The organism is Amycolatopsis pretoriensis (genome assembly GCF_900107925.1).
In the GTDB taxonomy this organism is placed as follows: Bacteria; Actinomycetota; Actinomycetes; order Mycobacteriales; family Pseudonocardiaceae; genus Amycolatopsis; species Amycolatopsis pretoriensis.
This window is the reverse complement of sequence record NZ_FNUJ01000017.1, coordinates 99,189-119,465: the sequence shown is the minus strand read 5'-3', so window position 1 is coordinate 119,465 and position 20,277 is coordinate 99,189. Positions and strand designations below refer to the sequence as shown.

The 20,277-nt window shown below is 71.5% G+C and carries 20 protein-coding genes and 1 pseudogene; 10 read left to right on the top strand and 11 right to left on the bottom strand.

All coding sequences use genetic code 11. The features are described 5' to 3' along the window. Positions 1-257: fasciclin domain-containing protein (locus tag BLV96_RS46575; RefSeq protein ID WP_143051143.1), on the top strand; the 257-nt coding region annotated here is incomplete at its 5' end. A gap of 1 nt (position 258) precedes the next feature. On the opposite strand, the gene BLV96_RS46570 is transcribed toward BLV96_RS46575, so the two are convergent. Next, complete coding sequence (locus BLV96_RS46570; RefSeq protein WP_086673145.1) at positions 259-1,251, bottom strand: LLM class flavin-dependent oxidoreductase; 993 nt, start codon at positions 1,249-1,251, stop codon at positions 259-261. 45 nt (positions 1,252-1,296) lie between these two features. Continuing rightward, complete coding sequence (locus tag BLV96_RS46565; protein WP_086673143.1) at positions 1,297-1,956, bottom strand: TetR/AcrR family transcriptional regulator C-terminal domain-containing protein; 660 nt, start codon at positions 1,954-1,956, stop codon at positions 1,297-1,299. A 190-nt stretch (positions 1,957-2,146) separates the two neighbouring features. On the opposite strand from BLV96_RS46565, the gene BLV96_RS46560 reads away from it, so the two are divergent. Continuing rightward, complete coding sequence (locus BLV96_RS46560; protein WP_244180978.1) at positions 2,147-3,040, top strand: NAD(P)-dependent alcohol dehydrogenase; 894 nt, start codon at positions 2,147-2,149, stop codon at positions 3,038-3,040. A 4-nt stretch (positions 3,041-3,044) separates the two neighbouring features. Here the strand turns inward: BLV96_RS46560 and bdeA are convergent, their stop codons facing one another. Continuing rightward, the gene (gene bdeA / locus BLV96_RS46555) at positions 3,045-3,974 is read right to left on the bottom strand and encodes a bis(hydroxyethyl) terephthalate hydrolase (RefSeq protein ID WP_086673140.1); all 930 of its coding nucleotides are present in this window, start codon (positions 3,972-3,974) and stop codon (positions 3,045-3,047) included. Positions 3,975-4,714: 740 nt separating this feature from the next. Next, positions 4,715-5,314: a QsdR family transcriptional regulator gene (locus tag BLV96_RS46550; protein ID WP_086680629.1), complete on the bottom strand. Its 600-nt coding sequence runs from the start codon at positions 5,312-5,314 to the stop codon at positions 4,715-4,717. Positions 5,315-5,386: 72 nt separating this feature from the next. On the opposite strand from BLV96_RS46550, the gene BLV96_RS46545 reads away from it, so the two are divergent. Further along, positions 5,387-6,022, top strand: coding sequence for a DsbA family oxidoreductase (locus tag BLV96_RS46545; RefSeq protein WP_208608522.1), 636 nt, complete (start codon positions 5,387-5,389; stop codon positions 6,020-6,022). On the opposite strand, the gene BLV96_RS46540 is transcribed toward BLV96_RS46545, so the two are convergent. Then, positions 6,000-6,182 (bottom strand): hypothetical protein, encoded by a 183-nt coding sequence (locus BLV96_RS46540; protein ID WP_086680631.1) that lies wholly within the window; start codon positions 6,180-6,182, stop codon positions 6,000-6,002. The two genes, BLV96_RS46545 and BLV96_RS46540, sit on opposite strands and share 23 nt — an antisense overlap. Positions 6,183-6,381: 199 nt before the next feature. Then, on the bottom strand, positions 6,382-7,368 hold the full coding sequence (locus BLV96_RS46535) for a LacI family DNA-binding transcriptional regulator (protein ID WP_208608521.1): 987 nt from the start codon (positions 7,366-7,368) through the stop codon (positions 6,382-6,384). A gap of 135 nt (positions 7,369-7,503) precedes the next feature. On the opposite strand from BLV96_RS46535, the gene BLV96_RS46530 reads away from it, so the two are divergent. From BLV96_RS46530 to BLV96_RS46505, 6 genes are all read left to right on the top strand, one after another. After that, a complete protein-coding gene (locus tag BLV96_RS46530) occupies positions 7,504-8,433 on the top strand; it encodes a carbohydrate ABC transporter permease (RefSeq protein ID WP_167379958.1) in 930 nt (309 codons plus the stop codon). A 1-nt stretch (position 8,434) separates the two neighbouring features. Further along, positions 8,435-9,298: a carbohydrate ABC transporter permease gene (locus BLV96_RS46525; RefSeq protein WP_086680637.1), complete on the top strand. Its 864-nt coding sequence runs from the start codon at positions 8,435-8,437 to the stop codon at positions 9,296-9,298. A gap of 28 nt (positions 9,299-9,326) precedes the next feature. Continuing rightward, positions 9,327-10,664 carry an extracellular solute-binding protein gene (locus BLV96_RS46520; RefSeq protein ID WP_208608520.1) on the top strand — a complete coding sequence of 446 codons (1,338 nt, stop codon included), beginning with the start codon at positions 9,327-9,329 and terminating at the stop codon, positions 10,662-10,664. Next, positions 10,661-12,199, top strand: a complete 1,539-nt coding sequence (locus BLV96_RS46515; RefSeq protein WP_086680641.1) for an alpha-N-arabinofuranosidase — start codon at positions 10,661-10,663, stop codon at positions 12,197-12,199. Before BLV96_RS46520 ends, BLV96_RS46515 begins: the two co-directional genes overlap by 4 nt. After that, entirely contained in the window at positions 12,192-13,940 is a 1,749-nt protein-coding gene (locus tag BLV96_RS46510; RefSeq protein ID WP_091390425.1) for a glycoside hydrolase family 35 protein, read from the top strand. The genes BLV96_RS46515 and BLV96_RS46510 overlap by 8 nt, the downstream gene beginning before the upstream one ends. 76 nt (positions 13,941-14,016) lie before the next feature. Next, the gene (locus BLV96_RS46505) at positions 14,017-15,936 is read left to right on the top strand and encodes an RICIN domain-containing protein (protein WP_244180977.1); all 1,920 of its coding nucleotides are present in this window, start codon (positions 14,017-14,019) and stop codon (positions 15,934-15,936) included. Positions 15,937-16,019: 83 nt separating this feature from the next. Here BLV96_RS46505 and BLV96_RS50180 read toward each other — a convergent pair whose 3' ends face one another. Together BLV96_RS50180 and BLV96_RS46500 are read right to left on the bottom strand one after the other, a co-directional pair. Further along, on the bottom strand, positions 16,020-16,286 hold the full coding sequence (locus tag BLV96_RS50180) for a hypothetical protein (protein ID WP_167379954.1): 267 nt from the start codon (positions 16,284-16,286) through the stop codon (positions 16,020-16,022). Between the two features lie 119 nt (positions 16,287-16,405). Continuing rightward, positions 16,406-16,738 (bottom strand): annotated as a pseudogene (locus BLV96_RS46500) (DUF3140 domain-containing protein); the annotation flags it as partial. Between the two features lie 176 nt (positions 16,739-16,914). On the opposite strand from BLV96_RS46500, the gene BLV96_RS46495 reads away from it, so the two are divergent. Then, positions 16,915-17,634 (top strand): ANTAR domain-containing response regulator, encoded by a 720-nt coding sequence (locus BLV96_RS46495; protein WP_167379963.1) that lies wholly within the window; start codon positions 16,915-16,917, stop codon positions 17,632-17,634. Here BLV96_RS46495 and BLV96_RS46490 read toward each other — a convergent pair. The 3 genes from BLV96_RS46490 to BLV96_RS46480 form a co-directional block, all read right to left on the bottom strand. Further along, positions 17,594-18,550: an RNA polymerase subunit sigma-70 gene (locus tag BLV96_RS46490; RefSeq protein WP_086675794.1), complete on the bottom strand. Its 957-nt coding sequence runs from the start codon at positions 18,548-18,550 to the stop codon at positions 17,594-17,596. The genes BLV96_RS46495 and BLV96_RS46490 overlap by 41 nt on opposite strands. Positions 18,551-18,555: 5 nt before the next feature. Next, the gene (locus tag BLV96_RS46485) at positions 18,556-19,278 is read right to left on the bottom strand and encodes an SDR family oxidoreductase (RefSeq protein WP_086675793.1); all 723 of its coding nucleotides are present in this window, start codon (positions 19,276-19,278) and stop codon (positions 18,556-18,558) included. Between the two features lie 81 nt (positions 19,279-19,359). Next, a complete protein-coding gene (locus tag BLV96_RS46480; protein WP_086675792.1) occupies positions 19,360-20,238 on the bottom strand; it encodes a MurR/RpiR family transcriptional regulator in 879 nt (292 codons plus the stop codon). Positions 20,239-20,277 lie beyond the last annotated feature (39 nt).

The following is a 20,277-nucleotide window of genomic DNA, read 5'->3' as shown; positions in this document are numbered from 1 at the left end:
ATGAGCTGGCGGGCAAGCCGGCCGAGCTGGCGCCGATCCTGCAGTACCACGTCGTCGGCAAGCGCTACGACGCCAAGGGCCTCGCCTCCGCCGGCACGCTGGAGTCGCTGAACACCGCGGGCGGGCCGCTGAAGATCGAGGGTTCGGGCGACAGCATGACGGTCAACGGCGCGAAGATCCTGTGCGGGAACATCCCCACGAAGAACGCGACCGTCTTCGTGATCGACAAGGTGCTGACCCCGGGCACCAACAAGTAAGTCAGCGTCCCAGCAGCGGGCCGAGGCGTTCCGCGATGTCGGTGAGGATCTGCACGTAGTCTTCGTGGTCGAAGGTGAACGGCAGGGCGAAAGCCACCTCGTCGATCTCGCGGAACGCCGCGTGCGCGTGCAACCGCTCGGCGATCTCGGCGGAGCTGCCGACGAAGTCGGGGGAGAACAGCATTCGCGCCGGGCCTTGCGGTTCCGCGGTGCGCGGCAGCCGTTTCTCGGCGTAGGCCTCGTATTTGGCGCGCTGTTCCGGCGTCGCGGTGTCGGTCGGGATGACGACCAGGCCCTGCGAGATCCGCCCGGCGGGGTGGTGCTCGCGGAAGGTCCGGACGTGCGACAGCTGGATCTCGGCGAAGTCCGTGCTCTCGCCTTCGGCCTTGACCACGCTGCTGGTCAGGAAGTTCATCGCGTGCTTGCCCGCCCACTCGGCCGAGCGCAGGCTCGCGCCGCCGTACCACAGACGGTCGCCGAGCCCGGGTGCCTGCGGCTGGACGCGGTCGGAGAAGACCTCGAAGCCTTCGGTGCCGCTGAACCCGGTCGCCGGCTCGCCGCGCACGAAGTCCAGCAGCCGGCGCACGCGTTCGTAGGAGAAGTCCTCGGTGTCCGCCGTGTCCGGGTAGAGGGCGCGCTTGACCTCGTCGTAGCGCATCGGCGGCCCGACGCTGATCCCCGGGTTGAGCCGGCCGCCGGAGAGCAGGTCGACGGTCGCGAGGTCTTCGGCGAGCCGCAGCGGGTTCTCCCAGCCGAGCGGGATGACGGCGGTCCCGAGCTCGATACGTTCGGTGCGCTGGGACGCGGCGGCGAGCACGGCGACGGGCGAGGAGATGCCGTGCTGCAGGTGCCGGTGCCGCACCCAGGCGCTGTCGAACCCGAGCCGCTCACCGAGCTCGATGATCTCCAGGGTCGACTCGTGCCCCCGCCGCGGGTCGGCGGGGTCGAAGAGGCCGATGGTCAGGAAGCCGAGCTTCCGCAGTGGTCGCGACACACCGCCGATTCTGCTCCGGCGTGCCGCGGTGTCCCACGTGCTGGACTACCGGTCCCGCAGCAGGTCCAGGCCCGCGAGGATGAGGTCCAGGCCGAACTCGAACTCCGCCTGGTCGTCGCACCAGCCGAGCGTCGAATCCGGGTCGTCGTGGGCGATCTCGCGCAGCATCCCGACCAGGTTCGGCAGCTGCGCCGCCAGCTCCGCCGGGATCTCGGCCGACGCGCCCGCGTTCGGGTCGAACACCTCGTGGCTGAACCCCAGCGCCCGGCTGCCGAGCGCGTGCAGGGCGTGGTGGATCCGGTCGTGCGTGAAACCGCCGTCGTGCAGCACGCCGACCAGCGCGTCGTAGTACTTCAGCACCGCGAGGCTCGTCGACGACCGCGTCTCGAACAGCGCCGGCGCCCAGCGGTGGCGCAGGAAGACCTCGCGGGCCGTAAGAATGCGCCGCCGGGCCGTCTGCCGCCAGTCCGGACCGGGCGCCAGCCGGGCGACAGCCTCGTTGATCTCCTGCGCGACGACGTCGACGATCCCGTCGAGCACGTCTTCCTTCTTGGCCACGTGGTAGTAGAGCGACATCGCCTCGGCGCCGAGCTCCTCCGCGAGCCGGCGCATCGTCACGGCGGGCAGGCCGTGCTCGTCGGCGAGCGCGACGGCCGCGTGCAGCACTCGCTCCCGGGTCAGCGGGGTCCGGGCATCGGTGGTCACGCCCAAGATCGTACAACGTAAGGCTCCTCGACCCCGCACTTGCGCAGGAGGCACCTTACAGCGTAAGACTTACGTTGTAAGACTTACAACGTAAGGGGGCGTCGTGAAAGCTTTGGTTCAGCGCGTGTACGGTCCGCCGGGGGCTCTGACCTGGGAAAATGCGCCCGATCCCCGCCCGGGAGATGGCGAAGTGCGCGTCCGCGTGCACGCCACCTCGGTCAACCCGTACGACTGGCACTTCCTGAGAGGCGAGCCCCGCGTGGCGCGCCTGATGACCGGTGGCTTCGGGCTGCGCCGTCCGCCGGTCGGCGTCCTCGGCTGCGATCTGGCCGGCCGGGTCGAGACCGCCGGCGCGGAGTTCTCGCCCGGCGACGACGTTTACGCGCTGCTGCCGAGGGGCGCCCACGCCGAGTACGTCTGCGTGCGCGAAGACCTCTTGGCGCGGATGCCGGCGAACCTGTCCCACGCGCAGGCGGCCACGATCCCGATGGCCGCCGTGACCGCGCTGCTCTCCCTGCGGGGTGTGGAGCCGGGGCAGCGGGTCCTGGTCAACGGCGCTTCCGGCGGCGTCGGCACCTTCGCCGTCCAGCTGGCGAAGGCGCTCGGCGCTCGAGTCGACGCGGTGTGTTCCGCCGCCAACGCCGACTTCGTCCGCTCGCTCGGCGCCGAACACGTCGTCGACTACCGGTCCGAGGACTTCACACGCGGCGGGCGCCGCTACGACTTCGTGTTGGACGTCGCCGGCGGCCGGTCGGTGTTCGCCTGCCGCCGGGTGCTGGAGCGTGACGGGACGTTCGTCGCGGTCGGCGGCCCGGCCGGTCGCTGGCTGCAGCCCGCCGGGCACGTCTTCGCCGCGGTGGCCACCGGACCGTTCGCGCGGCGGCGCGTCGTGCTCGCGGACGCCGTCGCCTGCCGGGACAAGAAAGCGGTGCTGGGTGAGCTGACCGCGTTGGTGGAGCGCGGCGCGGTGACGCCGGTGATCGACCGGACCTACCCGTTCGACGACCTGCCCGCCGCGTTCGCCTACCAGGAAGCCGGGCACGCCAAGGGAAAGGTGTCGGTCACCCTCGGCGTGCCCGGCTGAGCGGTCAGCCGTTGTGCGGGCAGTTGCCGCGGTAGTCCGAAATGGACAGGCTGGTGCCCGGGATCGGGCAGAGGAACTGTTCGTAGCGGGTGTCGTTGTCGATGAACCGCTTGAGCCACGACAGGGTGTACTTCGCGATCGTCGTGTTCGACGAGTTCGGGGCGAAGTGGCTGGCGCCGCGCAGTTCGAGGTACGCCTTGTCCAAAGAGGACGGGAGGCTGGTGTAGAACGGGATCGAGTGCGTGGCCACCGGGGCGACGGTGTCCGACTGCGCTCCGACGACGAGCGTCGGCACGCGCAGACTCGACCAGTTCTTGGTCAGGTTCCAGCCGGTCAGCGGGATCGCGGCCTGCAGCGACGGTCGGGAGCGTGCCGCTTCGAGCGTGCCGCCGCCGCCCATCGAGTGGCCGACCACGCCGAGCCTGCTGCTGTCGATGCGGGACCGGACGCTGCTCTGCTGGGTGAGGTAGTCGAGCGAAGCCAGCAGCTGGCGGCCCCGGCTGTCGGGCTGGTCGCTGGTGGTCAGGGTGTCGATGGTGAAGACGACGAACCCCTGCGACGCGAGCCGCGGGCCCAGCCAGGCGATGCTCGACTGGAGCGCGGTGAAGCCGGGCGCGATCGAGATGGCCCCGAACGTGCCGGCGGTCGTGCTGGTGGGGTAGTAGATGGTCCCGCCGCCGAAGCCCGAGACGGCCAGCCGCGACACGGTGACGGTGCTGGTCGCGAAGCTGCCGCGGCTCGCTTCGATGCTGGCGGTGGTCGGCGCGGGTCCGCGCTCGTAGGGGTTGTCGGCAGCCGGTGCCGGTGAAGCGATGGCGGTGGTGACCACAAGGGCGGCCGCGAGGACGCCGGCGGCCTTGGCCCGCCACGGGCGGCGGCGGGAAATTTTCTCACCCGAGCCAGACGACGTCGGCGGACTGGTGAGTACGGACATGGATCGCTCTCTTTCCCCGGGCAGGCGAAAGCGCGCCCGGACACGGACGGGCAGACCGATGGAACCGTTGCACGGCAACGAAGGGCGTGCCGCGTGCGGGCTGCGGGGGAACCGCTTTCCCGTGGACTCATGAAACACTTCGGGCAAATGTTCCACAACACCCGAACGGGTGAGTAGTTGACCGACTGTGCGCTTGCTCAGCGATTCGGGGCGGGGTGGCACTCACGCGGGTGAGCAAAGTGGGCTGGGTGCGGGGCAGCTGAGTGCCTTGCCGCCGCCGGGCGGGTGCGGCGGGCCCCGGGTGGTCGCTGGTCGGTTGGCGGGGCCGCGGCTCCGGGGGTGGGCGGGTTGCTGGTGGTGCGGTGGCTCCCGGGCTGCGGCAGGGCTGCTGGTGGCGTGGCGGCTCCGCGCGTGGCGGCGGGCCCCGGCGGCGTGGCGGCTTCGGGGGTGCGGCGGGGTTGCTGGTGGCGCGGTGGCTCTGACGGGGCGGCAGGATTGCCGGTGGTGCGGTGGCTCCGCGGTCGCGGCGCGCCCGCCGGCGGGTCGGCGGCCCCCGCACTGCGGCGGTGCGGTGGCCGGGCTGTCGCCCGGGGCGGCGGCTCGCGGGGCGGGGCTGGGCTGTCGGCGGGTGCGCTGGCTCCCGGCTCGTGGCGGGGTTGTCGCCGGGGCAGCGGCCGCCACTCGAATCGCCGCGCGCCGACTGTGCGAGCGGGGTGGCGGCTTCCTCCCGCGAACCCGCGTCAACGGACCGCGGCCGGCTCCAATGCCCCGCGCACCAACGTGTCCAGCAACGTCGTCGCGACCTTCAGGTCGACCGTCCGCGCCGCCAGTACGTCCGCGTACAGGAACGACTCGCCCAGCCGGACCACCGCGAACGCCAGGTCCGGCAGTCCGACCAGCGGTGTCAGACCCGCCGCCGAAGCGTCCGCGCGGAACAGCTCCACGTGCGCGTCGACCAGCGCCGGCTGGACCGCTCCGCGTGGGTCCGTCAACACCCGCAACGCCACCGTCGACTCCGCCTCGATCAGCTTGCGCATGCCCTCGTTGCCCGCCACCTCGCGGCGGTACTCCTCCATCACCCACAGGCAGCGCAGGCGTCCCTCGGGGGTGCGTACCGCGGAACCGTGGCAGTCACGCCACTGATCGAGCGCCCGCTGCCACGTCCGGTCGGACAGCAGGCGCAGGCCGGCGCCCATCAGGTCGTCGCGGTTGCCGACGCGGCGGAAGAACGTCGTGCGCGAGATTCCCAGTTCGGCCGCCATTCGGCCGAGGTCGAGGCGGGTTCCGGCGAACAGCAGCCGCGCCGCGTGGCGGACGATGTCGTCGGTCGAGACGGTCACCGGGCCACCCTATCCGCAGGTGGTCGCCGGTTACCTTGAAGTGCGTGCCGCCGGGCGGGTTAGCCTGGTTTCGTGCGTGTTGACATCTGGTCCGATCTCGTCTGTCCCTGGTGCTACCTCGGCAAGCGCCGCTTCGAACGGGCGGTCGCCGAAGTCGGCGCCGACGTCGAGGTGGTGCACCACTCGTTCCAGCTCGACCCGTCGTTCCCGCGCGGGACGTCCCGGCCGACGCGTGAGGTGCTGTCCGAAAAGTACGGGCGGACGCTCGAAGAAGCCGACGCGATGGAAGCGCAGATGGAGCAGCGCGCGGCCGCCGACGGTCTCGAGTACCACCTCGACGGTGTCCACATGGGAAACACCGTCGACGGCCACCGCCTGGTGCACCTCGCCGCGAAGCACGGGCTGGCCGACGCCGTCGTCGACCGGTTCTACCGCGCGCACTTCACCGAGCGGAAGTCGCTGTTCGACCGCGACTCGCTGGTGGAGCTGGCCGCCGAAGCGGGCCTCGACGCGGCCGAGGCCCGCGCGGTGCTCGAGTCGGACGCCTACGAAGCCGAAGTCGCGGCGGACGGCGAAGAAGCACGGGCGCTGGGCGCGACCGGAGTTCCGTTCTTCGTGATCGACCGGCGGTTCGGCGTCGCGGGCGCCCAGACGCCCGAGGTGTTCGCCCAGGTGCTGCGGCGGGTCAGCGACGGCGCCGCCGGCTGAACCGCGACCGGTCGGTGGCGACGCCGGCCAGGTGCAGCGCGACGCACAGCAGCCCGGCGGTGGTCAGCGTCCCGGTCGTGATGACCGACCCCAGACCGAACCCGGCCAGCTCCATGAGCAGGGCGAGCCCGAAGAGCACGGCGGCGAGGATGGCGAGCATGACGGCCTCGTTTCTGCGGCGGTGGGCCGAATGGTCCACACCACTGCGACGTTCGCGGGACCGGCGGTCCCGGCTTGGTGGCCGGTAATGCCCCGGCTTCCGCGCGCTGAAACGAGAACTTCCGCGCGGGGCGGCGCCCCCGTCTTCCACGTTACCGGCGGGCACCGACAGTTCCGGGCCACCGCCGCGATACCCCACGTCAAGCCGGTGGGGGCGCGGTGCTCGAACGGACGACCAGCTCCGTCGGCACCGACACCGGCTCGCCGGCCTCCGCGCCCGTCTCGATCTCCGACAGCAGCGCCGAAACCGCGTGCCGGCCGACCGCCTCGAACGACTGGCGGATCGTCGTCAACGGGGGCCAGAAGTGGGCCGACTCCTCCATGTCGTCGAAGCCCACCACGCTCACCTCGTCCGGCACCCGGCGGCCCGACTCGTGCAACGCCCGCAGCAACCCCAGCGCCATCTGGTCGTTCGCCGCGAACACCGCCGTCACCGAGGGGTCGGCGGCCAACGTCAAACCGGCCTTGTAGCCCGAAGAGGGGGACCAGTCGCCAGTGAGGACTGGCGGCACGAACGCCCCCGCCAGTTCCAATGTGGCCCGCCACGACTTCCGGCGACGCTCGGCCGAATACGACTGCGGTGGACCCGCGATGTGCCACACCGTCTCGTGCCCGAGGGACAGCAGGTGCCGGGTCGCCGTCGCCGCGCCGTCGGCCTGGTCCGTGTCCACCACCGGGTAGTCGTAGCGCGCGCTCGAGTCGATCACCACCACCGGCAGCCCGTGCGGCAGCTCGATCGAGCTCTGGTCCAGCTGGTGCTGCTCGATCAGGATGATCACGCCGTCGACGGCCTGCTCGTTCAGCTTGCTGAACGCGCCCGTCACCTCGCCCTGCGTCGGGCGCGTCACCGGCATCAGGATGATCGAAAAGCCCTCCGGCACGACCGCCGCCGCGATGGCGTCGAGCGTGCGGCTGTTGCCGAACGTCGGGAGCGCCGAAATGATCACGCCGATGCTGCGGAACTTGCCGTTGCGCAACGCCCGCGCCGCGCTGTTGGGGCGGTAGCCGACCCGGCGCATCGCCGCGAGGACGCGCTCGCGGGTAGCGTCGTCGACGTTCGTCCGGCCGTTCGCCACCCGGGACACCGTCTGTCCCGACACGCCCGCCTCGCGGGCCACGTCCGCCATCGACGGTCCACGACGGGGTGATGCAGCCGGCACGAGTGTCTCCTCGGGAGTGTCCTGGACATGTTTACGTCAACACGTTACCCTTCGCCGCGAGAATGTTGACGTAAACATCCGCACGAAACTCCCGGAGGGACGATGACGTCCACAGCGGCACCGCCCGTCGCGGCACCGGCTCGCCCGGCGCCGCCGGCCCGCCGCCCGCGGCGGAACTGGCGGGGCTGGCTCTTCGTCGCCCCCTTCATGCTCGTGTTCGCGCTGACGTTCGTGGCTCCGGTCGTCTACGCGTTCGTGCTCAGCCTCTTCCGCGACCAGGCCTTCTTCGGCGGCACGGTGTTCGTCGGCGGCGACAACTACGCGCAGGTGCTCGCCGACCCGAAGTTCTGGGAAGCCTTCCGGCGGGTGCTGGTGTTCCTCGCCGTGCAGGTGCCGATCATGCTGGTGCTCGCGTTGATCGCGGCGCTCGCGATCGACAGTGCCCGGCTGCACGCTCCCGGGTTCTTCCGGGTCGTGATCTTCCTGCCCTACGCCGTGCCCGCCGTGGTCGCCGCGCTGATGTGGGGCTTCATCTACGGTGACCACTTCGGACTGGCCGCCGACCTCAACCACCTCTTCGGCACCGACGCGATCAAGCCGCTGTCCCAGAACTGGCTGCTCACCTCGATCGGCAACGTCGTCACGTGGGAGTTCGTCGGCTACAACATGCTGATCTTCTACTCCGCGCTCAAGGTGATCCCGAAGGAACTGTTCGAAGCGGCCTCGATCGACGGCGCCGGCGCGTTCCGCACGATCCTGTCGGTCAAGCTCCCGGCGATCCGCGGCGCCATCGTCATCGCCACGATCTTCTCGATCATCGGCAGCTTCCAGCTGTTCAACGAACCGAACATCATGCGCAACCTGGTGCCCAACGTGATCGGCACGTTCTACACGCCGAACATGTACGCCTACAACCTTTCCTTCGCCGGCCAGCAGTACAACTACTCCGCCGCGGTCGCGATCGTGATGGGCGTGATCACCGCGGTCATCGCCTACGTCGTGCAGCTGCGCGGCTCCCGGAAGGGGATGTGACGTGGCGACCTTCTCGGTGACGCGGCCGCGCAAGTCCCGCGTCCTCACCGCGGTCATGGCGCTGTACCTGCTCTACACCCTGGTGCCGCTGGCCTGGCTGCTGATCAACGCCGCCAAGACGCAGGACGCCCTCTTCACGACGTCGGGCCTGTCCTTCGGCGGCTCGTTCGCGCTGTTCGACAACATCGCCCAGACCTTCACCTACAACGGCGGGATCTTCTTCCGCTGGCTGGGCAACACCTTGCTCTACGTCGTGGTCGGCGCCGGCGGCGCGACGATCCTCGCCACCGCGGCGGGCTACGGCCTGGCCAAGTACCGCTTCCCGGGCCGCCGCGCGGTGTTCGCCGTCGTGCTCGGGGCCGTGGCCGTCCCCGCCACGGCGCTCGCCGTGCCGACGTTCCTGATGTTCAGCAAGCTCGGGCTGACCAACACCCCCCTTGCCATCATCATCCCGTCGCTGATCAGCCCGTTCGGCCTCTACCTGATCTGGGTCTACGCCGCCGACGCGATCCCCGACGAGCTCCTCGAAGCGGCGCGGATCGACGGCGCGGGCGAGTTCCGGATCTTCCTCACCGTGACACTGCGCCAGCTCGTCCCCGGGATCGTCACGGTCGCGCTGTTCACGATGGTGCAGACCTGGAACAACTACTTCCTGCCGCTGATCATGCTCAGCGAGCCCAAGTGGTACCCGCTGACCGTCGGGCTCAACCAGTGGAGCGCGCAGGCCAACGGCGCCGGCGCGCAGCCGATCTTCAACCTCGTGCTCACCGGCTCGCTGCTCACGATCATCCCCCTCGTCCTCGCTTTCCTGCTCATGCAACGGTTCTGGCAGTCCGGGCTGAGCGCGGGCAGCGTCAAGCAATAGCCGTCACACCGTCGTGAAGGGACACTCGATGTCACGCATCCGCAGTCGCGCCAAGGCGTTCGCCGCCGTGGCGCTCGCCGCCGCCCTCGCGGTCGGCTGCTCGTCCGGGAGCTCGTCCGGTCCCGCCGCGGCCACCGGCACCCAGGACTCGGTCGACGCCGCCCTCAAGGCGGGCGGGACGATCACGTACTGGAGCTGGACTCCCTCGGCCAAGGACCAGGTCGCGGCGTTCGAGAAGGAATACCCGAACGTGCACGTGAACTACGTCAACGCCGGGACGAACAAGGACGAGTACACCAAGCTCCAGAACGCGATCAAGGCCGGCAACGGCGCACCGGACGTGGCGCAGATCGAGTACTACGCGCTGCCGCAGTTCGCGTTGACCGACTCGCTGGTCAACCTCGATCAATTCGGCTTCGGCTCGTTCGAAAAGGACTACAGCGCCTCGACCTGGGCGCAGGTGAAGAACAGCACCGGGCTCTACGGCCTGCCGCAGGACTCCGGTCCGATGGCGTTGTTCTACAACAAGGAGGTCTTCGACAAGAACGGCATCGCCGTGCCGAAGACGTGGGACGAGTACCTCGCGGCGGCCAAGAAGCTGCACGCGGCCGACCCCACCAAGTACATCACCTCCGACACCGGTGACCCCGGGTTCGCGCTGAGCATGATGTGGCAGGCGGGCGGGCGGCCGTTCAGCGTCGACGGCAAGAACGTCAAGATCAACTTCGGTGACGCGGGTGTCAAGAAGTGGACCGCGGACTGGGACCAGCTGATCCAGGGCAAGCTGCTCGCCCCGGTCAAGGAGTGGTCCGACGACTGGTTCCGCGCGCTCGGTGACGGCACCATCTCGTCGCTGGTCACCGGAGCCTGGATGCCCGGCAACTTCATGTCCTCGGTGACCGCCGGCAGCGGGAAGTGGGCCGTCGCGCCGATGCCGACCTACGACGGCAAGCCGGTGACCGCGGAGAACGGCGGCAGCACCCAGTCCGTGGTCAAACAGAGCGCCAACCCGGCGCTGGCCGCGGCGTTCGTGCGCTGGCTCAACCACGGCGGCGGTGTCCAGCCCTTCATCAAGAGCGGCGGCTTCCCGTCCACGACGGCCGACCTGACCTCGCCCGCGTTCGTCGACGAGGCCGTGCCGTACTTCGGCGGGCAGAAGATCAACCAGGTGCTGACGAGCGCGTCGAAGGACGTCGCGCCGGGCTGGACCTACCTGCCGTACCAGACCTACGCCAACAGCGTCTTCAGCGACACCGTCGGCAAGGCCTACCTGAACGGCACCGGGCTCGACGCCGGTCTCGCCGCCTGGCAGCAGGCGCTCGTCGACTACGGCAACCAGCAGGGCTTTACGGTCAGCGCCGGATGACCGTCCACATCGAAGGTGACGCGGGCCGGGTCGTCGGCCCGGTCCCGCGGCGCCTCTTCGGCTCGTTCGTCGAGCACATGGGCCGGTCCGTCTACACGGGACTGTACGAACCGGACCACTCCACTTCGGACGATCGCGGGTTCCGCGGCGACGTGCTGGAGCTGGTCCGGGAGCTCGGGCCCAGCGTGCTCCGCTACCCCGGCGGCAACTTCGTCTCCGGCTACCGCTGGGAAGACGGCGTCGGCCCGGACCGGCCGGTCCGGCTCGACCCGGCCTGGCACAGCGTGGAGTCCAACCGCTTCGGCCTGCACGAATTCGCCGCGTGGGCCGAAGCCGCGGGCGCCGAGGTGATGTACGCCGTCAACCTCGGCACCCGCGGCATCCAGGACGCCGCCGACGTCCTGGAGTACTGCAACCACCCGGGCGGTACGGAGCTGAGCGAGCGGCGCCGCGCCAACGGCGCCGACCGCCCGTTCGGCTTCAAGCTGTGGTGCCTCGGCAACGAGATGGACGGCCCGTGGCAGATCGGCCACAAGACGGCCGACGAGTACGGCCGCCTGGCCGCCGAGACCGCGCGGCTCATGCGGATGATCGACCCGGCCGTCGAACTCGTCGTCGCGGGCAGCTCGCACGCGGACATGCCGACGTTCGGGTCGTGGGAACGCACGGTGCTGCGCCACACCGCCGAGCTGGTCGACCACATCTCGCTGCACGCCTACTACCAGGAGCTGCACGGCGACACCGACAGCTACCTGGCCAGCGGCGCCGCGCTGGACCGGTTCATCGGCACCACCGCGGGAATCATCGACGAGACACTCACGGAACTGGGCCTGGACAAGAAGATCGGCATCAGCGTCGACGAGTGGAACGTCTGGGACCTGCGCCGTTGGAACGAGGTCGACCAGGCACGCCTCGCCGAGGGTGGCTGGCGGGAGCACCCGCGGATCATCGAGGACGACTACACCGTCACCGACGCCGTCGTCGTCGGCTCGCTGCTGAGTTCGTTGCTGCGCAACGTCGACCGCGTCACCATGGCCAACCAGGCGCAGCTGGTGAACGTCATCGCGCCGATCCGCACCGAGCCCGGCGGCCCGGCGTGGCGGCAGACGACGTTCCACCCGTTCCAGCGGGTGGCCGCGCTGGCGAGCGGGGTGAGCCTGCGCCTGTCGGTCGAGGGCGACCGGATCCGCACCGCGCAACACGGCGAAGTCGACCTCGTCGACGTCGCCGCGACGGCGGGGGAATCCGGGCGTGGCGCGGTGTTCCTGACCAACCGCGCCACCGCGTCGCCCACCGAAGTCCGCATCCGCCTGCGTGGCGCGCGATACGGCGTCTATGCGGCCGAAACGCTGACCACACCCGAAGGCGGGACGCGGCACACGACCAACACCGCCGCCGCACAACCGGTCCGGCCGGTGCCGCTACCCGGCGCCGCCGCGACGTCCGACCCAGGGGGGACGACCATCACCGTGACACTGCCACCGCTGTCCTGGACCGTGCTCCAGCTGAGCCTCCAGGCGGCTTCGCATGCCTGAGTTCGCCATCGGGGAGACCGACTTCCTGCTCGACGGGCAGCCGTTCCGGATCCTGTCCGGTGCCCTGCACTACTTCCGGGTGCACCCGGACCTGTGGGCCGACCGGATCGACAAGGCCCGCCGGATGGGTCTCAACACCATCGAGACGTACGTCCCCTGGAACGCCCACGCCCCTTCGCCGGACACGTTCGACCTGACCGGCGGCCTCGACCTCGGCCGCTTCCTGGAGCTGATCGCCGAAGCCGGGATGTACGCGATCGTCCGGCCCGGGCCGTACATCTGCGCGGAGTGGGACAACGGCGGCCTGCCGGCGTGGCTGTTCCGCGACCCGGCCGTCGGCGTCCGCCGGTACGAGCCGCGTTACCTCGCGGCCGTGCGCGAATACCTGACGCGCGTCTACGAAGTCGTGGTCCCGCACCAGGTCGACCGCGGCGGGCCGGTGCTGCTCGTCCAGGTCGAGAACGAGTACGGCGCGTTCGGCGACGACAAGCAGTACCTGCGGGCGCTGGCGGACCACACGCGCGCGTCGGGGATCACCGTGCCACTGACCACAGTGGACCAGCCCGACATGCTCGAAGCCGGCAGCCTCGACGGACTTCACCGCACGGCCTCGTTCGGCTCCGGCGCGCGCGAGCGGCTCGCGATCCTGCGCGCGCACCAGCCGACCGGGCCGCTGATGTGCAGCGAGTTCTGGAACGGCTGGTTCGACCACTGGGGCGCGCACCACCACACGACCCCCGCCGCGGACGCCGCGGCCGAGCTCGACGCGCTGCTCGCCGCGGGCGCGTCGGTCAACCTGTACATGTTCCACGGCGGCACCAACTTCGGCCTCACCAACGGCGCCAACGACAAGGGCGTCTACCAGCCGCTGGTGACCTCGTACGACTACGACGCGCCGCTGGACGAAGCCGGCGACCCGACGCCGAAGTACCACGCGTTCCGGGACGTGATCGCGCGCTACCACAAGGTGCCGGACGCGGTCCCGCCGCCGGCGCGGCCCGCGCCGACCGCCCACGCCGTGCTGCGCGACCCGGTCCGGCTGCTCGACGCCCCGGACCGCTGGGGCACCTGGGAATTCCACGAGGAGCTGCCCGCGTTCGACGACCTGACGCCGATGCCGCGCCTGGCGCTGCTGCGCTGCTTCATCGAGGGCGACCGGCCGGGGGTGCTGACGTTCGGCGAGGTGCGCGACCGCGCGACGGTGTTCTTCGACGGCGATCCGGTGGGCACGCTGCAGCGCGACCACCACGAGCGGGCGATCGCGCTGCCGCGGGCGCACGGCGAGCTGCTGGTGCTGGTCGAGGACCAGGGCCGCGTCGACTACGGCCCGCGGATCGGCGAGGCGAAGGGCATCATCGGCGGGGCGGCGCTGCACGGCGAGCCGCTGACCGGCTGGGACGTGCTGCCGCTGGAGCTGGAAGCGCTTCCCGGGCTGCGGCCGGCGGCGCCGTCGCTGGTCGCCGGCGCGGTGGCCGGGCCGGTGCTGCTGCGGGCTTCGGTGGACGTCGACGCGTCCGCGGACCTCTTCCTCGACACCGGCGAGTGGGGCAAGGGCCTGGTGTGGTTCAACGGGTTCCCGCTCGGCCGCTACTGGCGGCGCGGGCCGCAGCGGACGCTGTACGTGCCGCGCCCGGTCGTCCGCGCGGGCGCCAACGACCTCGTCGTGCTCGAACTGGACACGATGCTCGACCCGGCGGCGCGGTTCGTGCCGCGGCCGCTGCTGGGCCACACGGAGGCCTGAGGAAGTCCCCACCGAACGAAGGGCAAGTTCGACGATGAACCTGCGGCGTTTGCTGACCGTCCTTTGTGTACCTCTGGTGGCGACGGGGGTGGCCGCGGCACCCGCGTCGGCGGCCACCGCCGTCACCGTCCGACCCGATCCGACCTACCGCCAGCAGCCGTTCGAAGGCTGGGGGTCGAGCCTGGCGTGGATGGCCGAGGCGACCGGCGGCTACCCCGACTCCGTCCGGAACCGCCTGGCGGACCTCGTCTTCGGCCCCAGCGGGCTGAACCTGAACATCGCGCGGTTCAACGTCGGCGGCGGCAACGCCCCGGACGTCCCGGACTACCTGCGGCCCGGCGGCGCGGTGCCGGGCTGGTGGAAGGCGCCCGCCGGGACCACCCGCGCCGACAAGGACTGGTGGACACCGGGCGACCCGGCCGAATTCGACAAGTCCGCGGACCCGAACCAGCGCTGGTGGGTCGACAAGATCAAGAGCCGCGTCACGAAGTGGGAGGCGTTCAGCAACTCACCGCCGTACTTCCAGACCGTGTCGGGGTACGTCTCGGGCGGCTTCACCGCCACCGACGAGCAGCTGCGCCCGGACAAGATCGGCGACTTCACGGCGTACCTGGCGCAGGTCGTGCGCACGCTGGAACGCGCGCACGGCATCAAGTTCTCTTCGGTGGACCCGTTGAACGAGCCGAACACGAACTACTGGAAGACCACCCTCGGCGCCGACGGCAACCCGACCGGCGGCCGTCAGGAGGGCGCCCACATCGGGCCGGCCGTGCAGTCGCGGCTGATCCCGGCGATGGCCGCGGCGCTGCCCGCGAAGGTCGTTTCCGCGCCCGACGAAACCAATCCGGACATCTTCGCCGCGGACTGGGCCGGCTGGTCCGCCGAGGCGCGGGCGGCGGCCGGGCGGCTGAACGTGCACACCTACGGCACCGGCAACCGGCCGATCCCGCGTGACCTGGCCAAGGGCGCGTCGAAGTCGTTGTGGATGAGCGAGGTCGGCGGGAGCTGGCTGGACCGGCAGGACTTCACCAGCATGGACCCGGGGCTCGGGCTGGCCGGCCAGATCACCGACGACCTGCGCCTGCTGGAGCCGAGCGCGTGGGTCAGCTGGCAGCCGATCGAGGACTACGACAACATGAAGCCGGGCGGGGAGTCCGCGGCGGGGATGAACTGGGGCGAGATCCAGGTTCCGTTCGACTGCACCACTTCGGACTGTCCTATCCGGACGAACACGAAGTTCGACACGATGCGGAACTTCACCCACTACATCCGCCCGGGTGACCGGCTGATCGCGTCGGACGACACCGCCTCGACGGCCGCGATGCGCGGCGACGACCTGTCGTCGGTGGTCCACGTCAACTCGGGCAACGCGGAGCAGGACGTCACGCTGGACCTGTCCGGCTTCGGGTGCGTCCGGCCGGGCGCTTCGGTGACGCCGGTCGTCACCGACGTCGCGGGTGCGCTGCGCCGCGGCAAACCGGTGCGGGTGACGTCGGCGAAGGCGACGCTGCGGGTCCCGGCGCGGTCGGTGACCACGTTCCTGGTCGACGGGGTGCGGTCGACGGCTGCGGGCACGGGCCTGGGCTCGGGGAAGCCGTTCACGTTCACCGGGGTACAGGGCGGCAAGTCGCTGTCGGCGGAGAACGGCGGGCTGGTCCAGCGCACGACGGACGCGTCGGTGCCCGCGCAGCGCTGGACGCTGACCGACCGCACGGGCCGCTACGGCAACCGCGACCGGTTCTCGATCGCGTCGGCGGCGACGGGCGAGGTCCTGAGCACCTCGGGCGGCGCGGTGACGCTGGCCCCGCGGGGAACGACGGACGCGGCGTCGCAGTGGACGCTGTCGACGACGGGCGACGGGACGTGGACGTTCGTCAACGCGGCGAGCGGGCAGCTGCTGGACGTAACGGGCGAGTCCCGCGACGACGGCGCCCGGATCGGCCTGTACCGGCCGACGAACGGACCCAACCAGCGCTGGCAGGCCGAAGCTCGTTAGGGGCTGTGGACAACCCGGGCAACCCCGCGCGGAGGGCGCCGATTTCGTCGGTGCCCTCCGCTAGCGTGGATACCGGGGGCTGCTCAGTCAGCCGAGCCGTACGGACGCTGCGACGCGCCCTTGCGGCCCTCCGCTTCACGGCCTTCGTCGGCCGCGATCTCCTCGGCGCCGCGGCGGCCGCTGTCGCTCGAGTCCGGCTCCGTGTCCGTCGGGGACAGCGTCCCCTCCGAAGCGACTCCGGAACCGCGCGAACCGCTCGCCTCCCGGGCCTTGTCCGCGGCGGCCGCCGCCGTCGGGTCGTCGCCCGCGACGTCCGGTGCCCAGCCGTGGTGGTTCTCCTGTTCGGCCATGACGGCCTCCTCACCTGCCCCCTGTACCGGTCCGCGTACCCGGCGGGAGCGGCGGCAAACCCGGCCGCGAACCCGGCCGCGGACCCGGCCGCGAACTCAGCCCGCCGGCTTGAGCGGGTCGCCGGCTTGAGCGGGTCGTGCCCGATCGACATCAGCCGGTGCCGCCAGTGCTGCTCGCCCGCCGTCGGCTCGAGGTCGTCGCGGCGCTGCGCGTGCACCCGGTCGACCACCTTGCGCATCACGTCGGCGTCGTGCTCATCCGCGTCGCCCCGGCGCTTGCGCAGCACCGCCAGCACCTGGTGGCCGGTCGGCGGACCCGCCTCGTCGGGCAGCGGTTCGGCCTCCGGGCCCGCGTCGCGCGTGCGCAGCCAGTCCTCCAGCTCGCGCGAAGTCATGTTCACCACCCGGTGGAACTCCGCCCACAACTCGTCGTCAACTGCCGTGTTGCTCATTTTCGAGGTCTACCCGGCGCGGCCCTCGCCAAACCGGACCCACCCGGCCGGTAGAGTTCTCCCGGACCCGTTGAAACGCCAGCGGTGGTCTTGGTTGACGCTGCTGGCGAGCTCTTTCCCATTGCTCGCCGCTTGACGCATGGGAGGGGTGGATCTTGCCGACCACTGGCGACGCCATGGCGGAGCGGGTCGACGAGCTGAACGCCGTCCTGTCGGATCTCGTCGGGGTCCTCGAATCGGTCTCGGACACGCCAGGCCTGCTGGACGCGGTGTGCGGCGAAGCGGTCCGGGTGGTGCCCGACGCGGACCTCGCGAGCATCGTGGTCGTCCGCGACGGGGTGACGCAGACCGCGGCCTTCACCGACGAGCGCGCCCGGCGCATCGACGACGTGCAGTACGCGGCGGGCGACGGTCCGGGCCTGTTCGCGGCGCTCACGGGCGAGGTGGTGCGGGTCGCCGTCGGCGACACCGGCGACCGGTGGCCCGAGTTCGTCCTCGCGGCCAAGGAACTCGGCGTGGGCAGCTACCTGGCGGTTCCGCTGCGCGTGGACGACGCGCTCGTCGGGGCGATCACGCTGTTCGGCTTCGGCGCGCACGGCTACCACGAGTTCGACACGAAGGTGCTGCGGCTGTTCACGTTGTGCGTGGAGACGGTCCTGCGGCTGACCCGCCGCTACCGGGAGGCCCGCCGGCTCGCCGACGAGCTCCGCAACGCGATGGAGACCCGGGCGGTGATCGAGCAGGCCAAGGGCATGCTGATGCTCATCCACCGGGCGAGTGAGGACGCGGCGATGCAACGGCTGATCGTCGAATCGCAGCACACGAACACGAAGCTGCGCGACGTCGCGGCCCGCTTCACGAAGAGGATGAGCTCGGCCGACGGAGGTCGCGGCTAGCCGCGGCGAAGAGCGGGACCAGCGCGGGGTCGTTGAACGCGGTGATCCGCGCGACCCGGGTCCCGAGCACCGTCAGCACCTGGACGCCGTGGGCGGCGAACCCGCCGCCCACGGCTTCGTACTCCAGCAACGCCGGCTGGCCGTTCGCCTTCGCCGGGACCAGCCGCCACGCTCCCGGCCGCAGCACCCGGCGGCTCAGGAAGCCCACGACCGCGTCCCGGCCGGTGAACCACGTCGGGATCGGCGGCATCTCCAGCTCGACGTCGGCGCGCAGCAACGTCACCAGCGCGCCCGGGTCGGCGCGGACGAACGCGTCGACGTACCGGTCGAGCAGCCGGCCCTGCCCGGCCGGTTCCGCCAGGTCCTCCTGGACCGGGCCCGCCTCGGCGAGCCGGCCGCGGGCGCGGCGCAACGCGCTGTCGACCGCCGCCGGGGTCGTGTCCAGGATCTCGGCCACCTCGGCCGTGCCGAACGCCAGCACGTCCCGCAGGGTCAGCACCGCCCGCTGCCGGGCGGGCAGCAGCTGCAGCGCGGCGATGAACGCCAGCCGCACCCCGGCGCGCCCGGCCACGACCGCGGCCGGGTCGAGGAGCGCGTCCGGGATCGGCTGGAGCCACGGCACCGACGGGTCCGCGGCCGCCACCGCGACCCGGTGGTCGTCGGCCGGCGCGCCCAGCCCGGAGGGCAGCGGCCGCCGGGCCCGGGTCTGCAGCGCCGTCAGGCACGCGGTCGTGGCGATCTTGTACAGCCAGCGCCGCACCGACGAGCGGCCCTCGAACCCGCCGAACGCCCGCCACGCCCGCAGGTACGTCTCCTGCACGAGGTCCTCGGCGTCGTGGATCGAGCCGAGCAGGCGGTAGCAGTGCGCGAGCAGCTCGGGCCGGAAGGGCGCGGTCTCGGCGGCGAAGTCGGGCATGGCACTCAGAGCGTACGCAGGCCGGTGCCGCTGACCTGGTATTCGGCGGCGTCGCCGTCGACGACCTCGAGGACGGCCTTGGCGACCTGCTCCGGCGTCAGGACCGGCTCCATCTTCGCGACGAAGGTGTCGCGGTCGACGCCGTTCCGCGCCGCGTAGCCCTCGACGCCGACGGTGCCGAGGCCGGTGGTGGGCGTCAGCTGCGGCAGGAGCGTGGCGAACCGGAGGCCGAGCCCGGCGCGTTCCGACTCCTCGGCGCCATACGCGCGCAGGTACCGGATCGCGGCCTTCGCGCTGGCGTACCCACCGCTGAGCGGCGACCCGCCGAGGGCGGCCCCGCTCGACATCGAGACGACGACACCGCCCTTCTCGAGCGGCTCCCGGAGCGCGGCGCGCGTCCAGGCGAAGACGTGCCGGGTGTCGACGTGCCAGTTGCGGCTGAAGGTCTCCCACGTCTGTTCGTGCACGGGCGCCATGTGCGGCACGGCGCCCGCGTTGAGGACGAGCAGGCCCGGGCGGTGTTCGCGGAGTACCCCGGAAGCGAGGGCGTCGTCGGTCGCGTCGGCGGCGACGGGGACGAAGCCCGCCCCGAGTTCGGCGCGCACGGCGTCGAGGTCGGACGCGCTGCGGGCGATGCCGACGACGGTGCGGCCGGCGGCGACGAGCGCGGCGGCGATGGCGCGCCCGAAGCCGCGGCCGGCCCCGGTGACTACGGCGGTGGTGGACATGCGGACTCCCCGGTGGTCGATGCGGTGCGGACCGGATCAAGACCGCCGGGGGAGCGGGAAACCGTCGCGGAGTGACTCAGCTCACAGGGGCTTGGCGGACGGGCGGCGGTGCAGCAGGTCGAACCGCGACCACATCGCCTCTGCCGCTTCGATCGACTCGCTCGTCCGTGCCGGGTCCACGGCCGCCAGCTGGGCGACGATCGCCTGGACCAGCGCCATGCCCGCGGTCAGCGACGGGAAGAACGTCACGCCCTCGGCCGGCACCATCAGCACCTGCTCCACCGCGCCCGCCAGGGCCGGGCTGGCCGCGTCCGTCACCGCGAACACGCGTGCGCCGCGGCTCTTCGCCTCGCTCGCCGCCAGGACCGTGCTCTCGTACAGGCGCCAGAAGCTGATCGCCACGAGGACGTCGTCCGACGTCAGCTTCGCCGTCTGGTTGGCCAGTTCCGCGTCGCCCGCCGTCACCGCGTGGACGTCGTACCCCGCGAGACGCGCGTTGTGCGCGAAGGCGATGCCAACCGCCGCGTAGCTGCCGTCGGCGATCACCAGCGTCCGGCGGGCCGCGGCGATCGCGCGGGCGACCTCGCGGATCACCTCTTCGTCGAACCGCCGGTTCAGCAGCGCGAGGCTGTCGAGGTCCCGGCGCAGGGACGCGGACCCGGGCGAGTCGACGCCGCGGTGCTCCTCGGCGACCTGCGGCGCGCTCAGCGACGACATGTACCGGGCCCGCAGCTCCTGCTGCAACGCCGGCCAGCCGGCGAAGCCCAGCGCCTGCGCCGTGCGCGTCACGGTCGCCACGTTGACGCCGGCGAGCTGGGCCAGCTCGGCCGTCGAGCCGAAGGACGCCCGCCGCGGCTGGGAGACGAGGACCTCCAGTACCGCGGCCGATTTCGGCCGCAGCCCCCGCTCGGGCAGCCGGTCCCGCAGCCACCCCTCGAAACCGTCGTCGGTCTCCGCCACTCGTCCCTCCCTCTGTCGAGGTGAACCGTAACGCAGGGA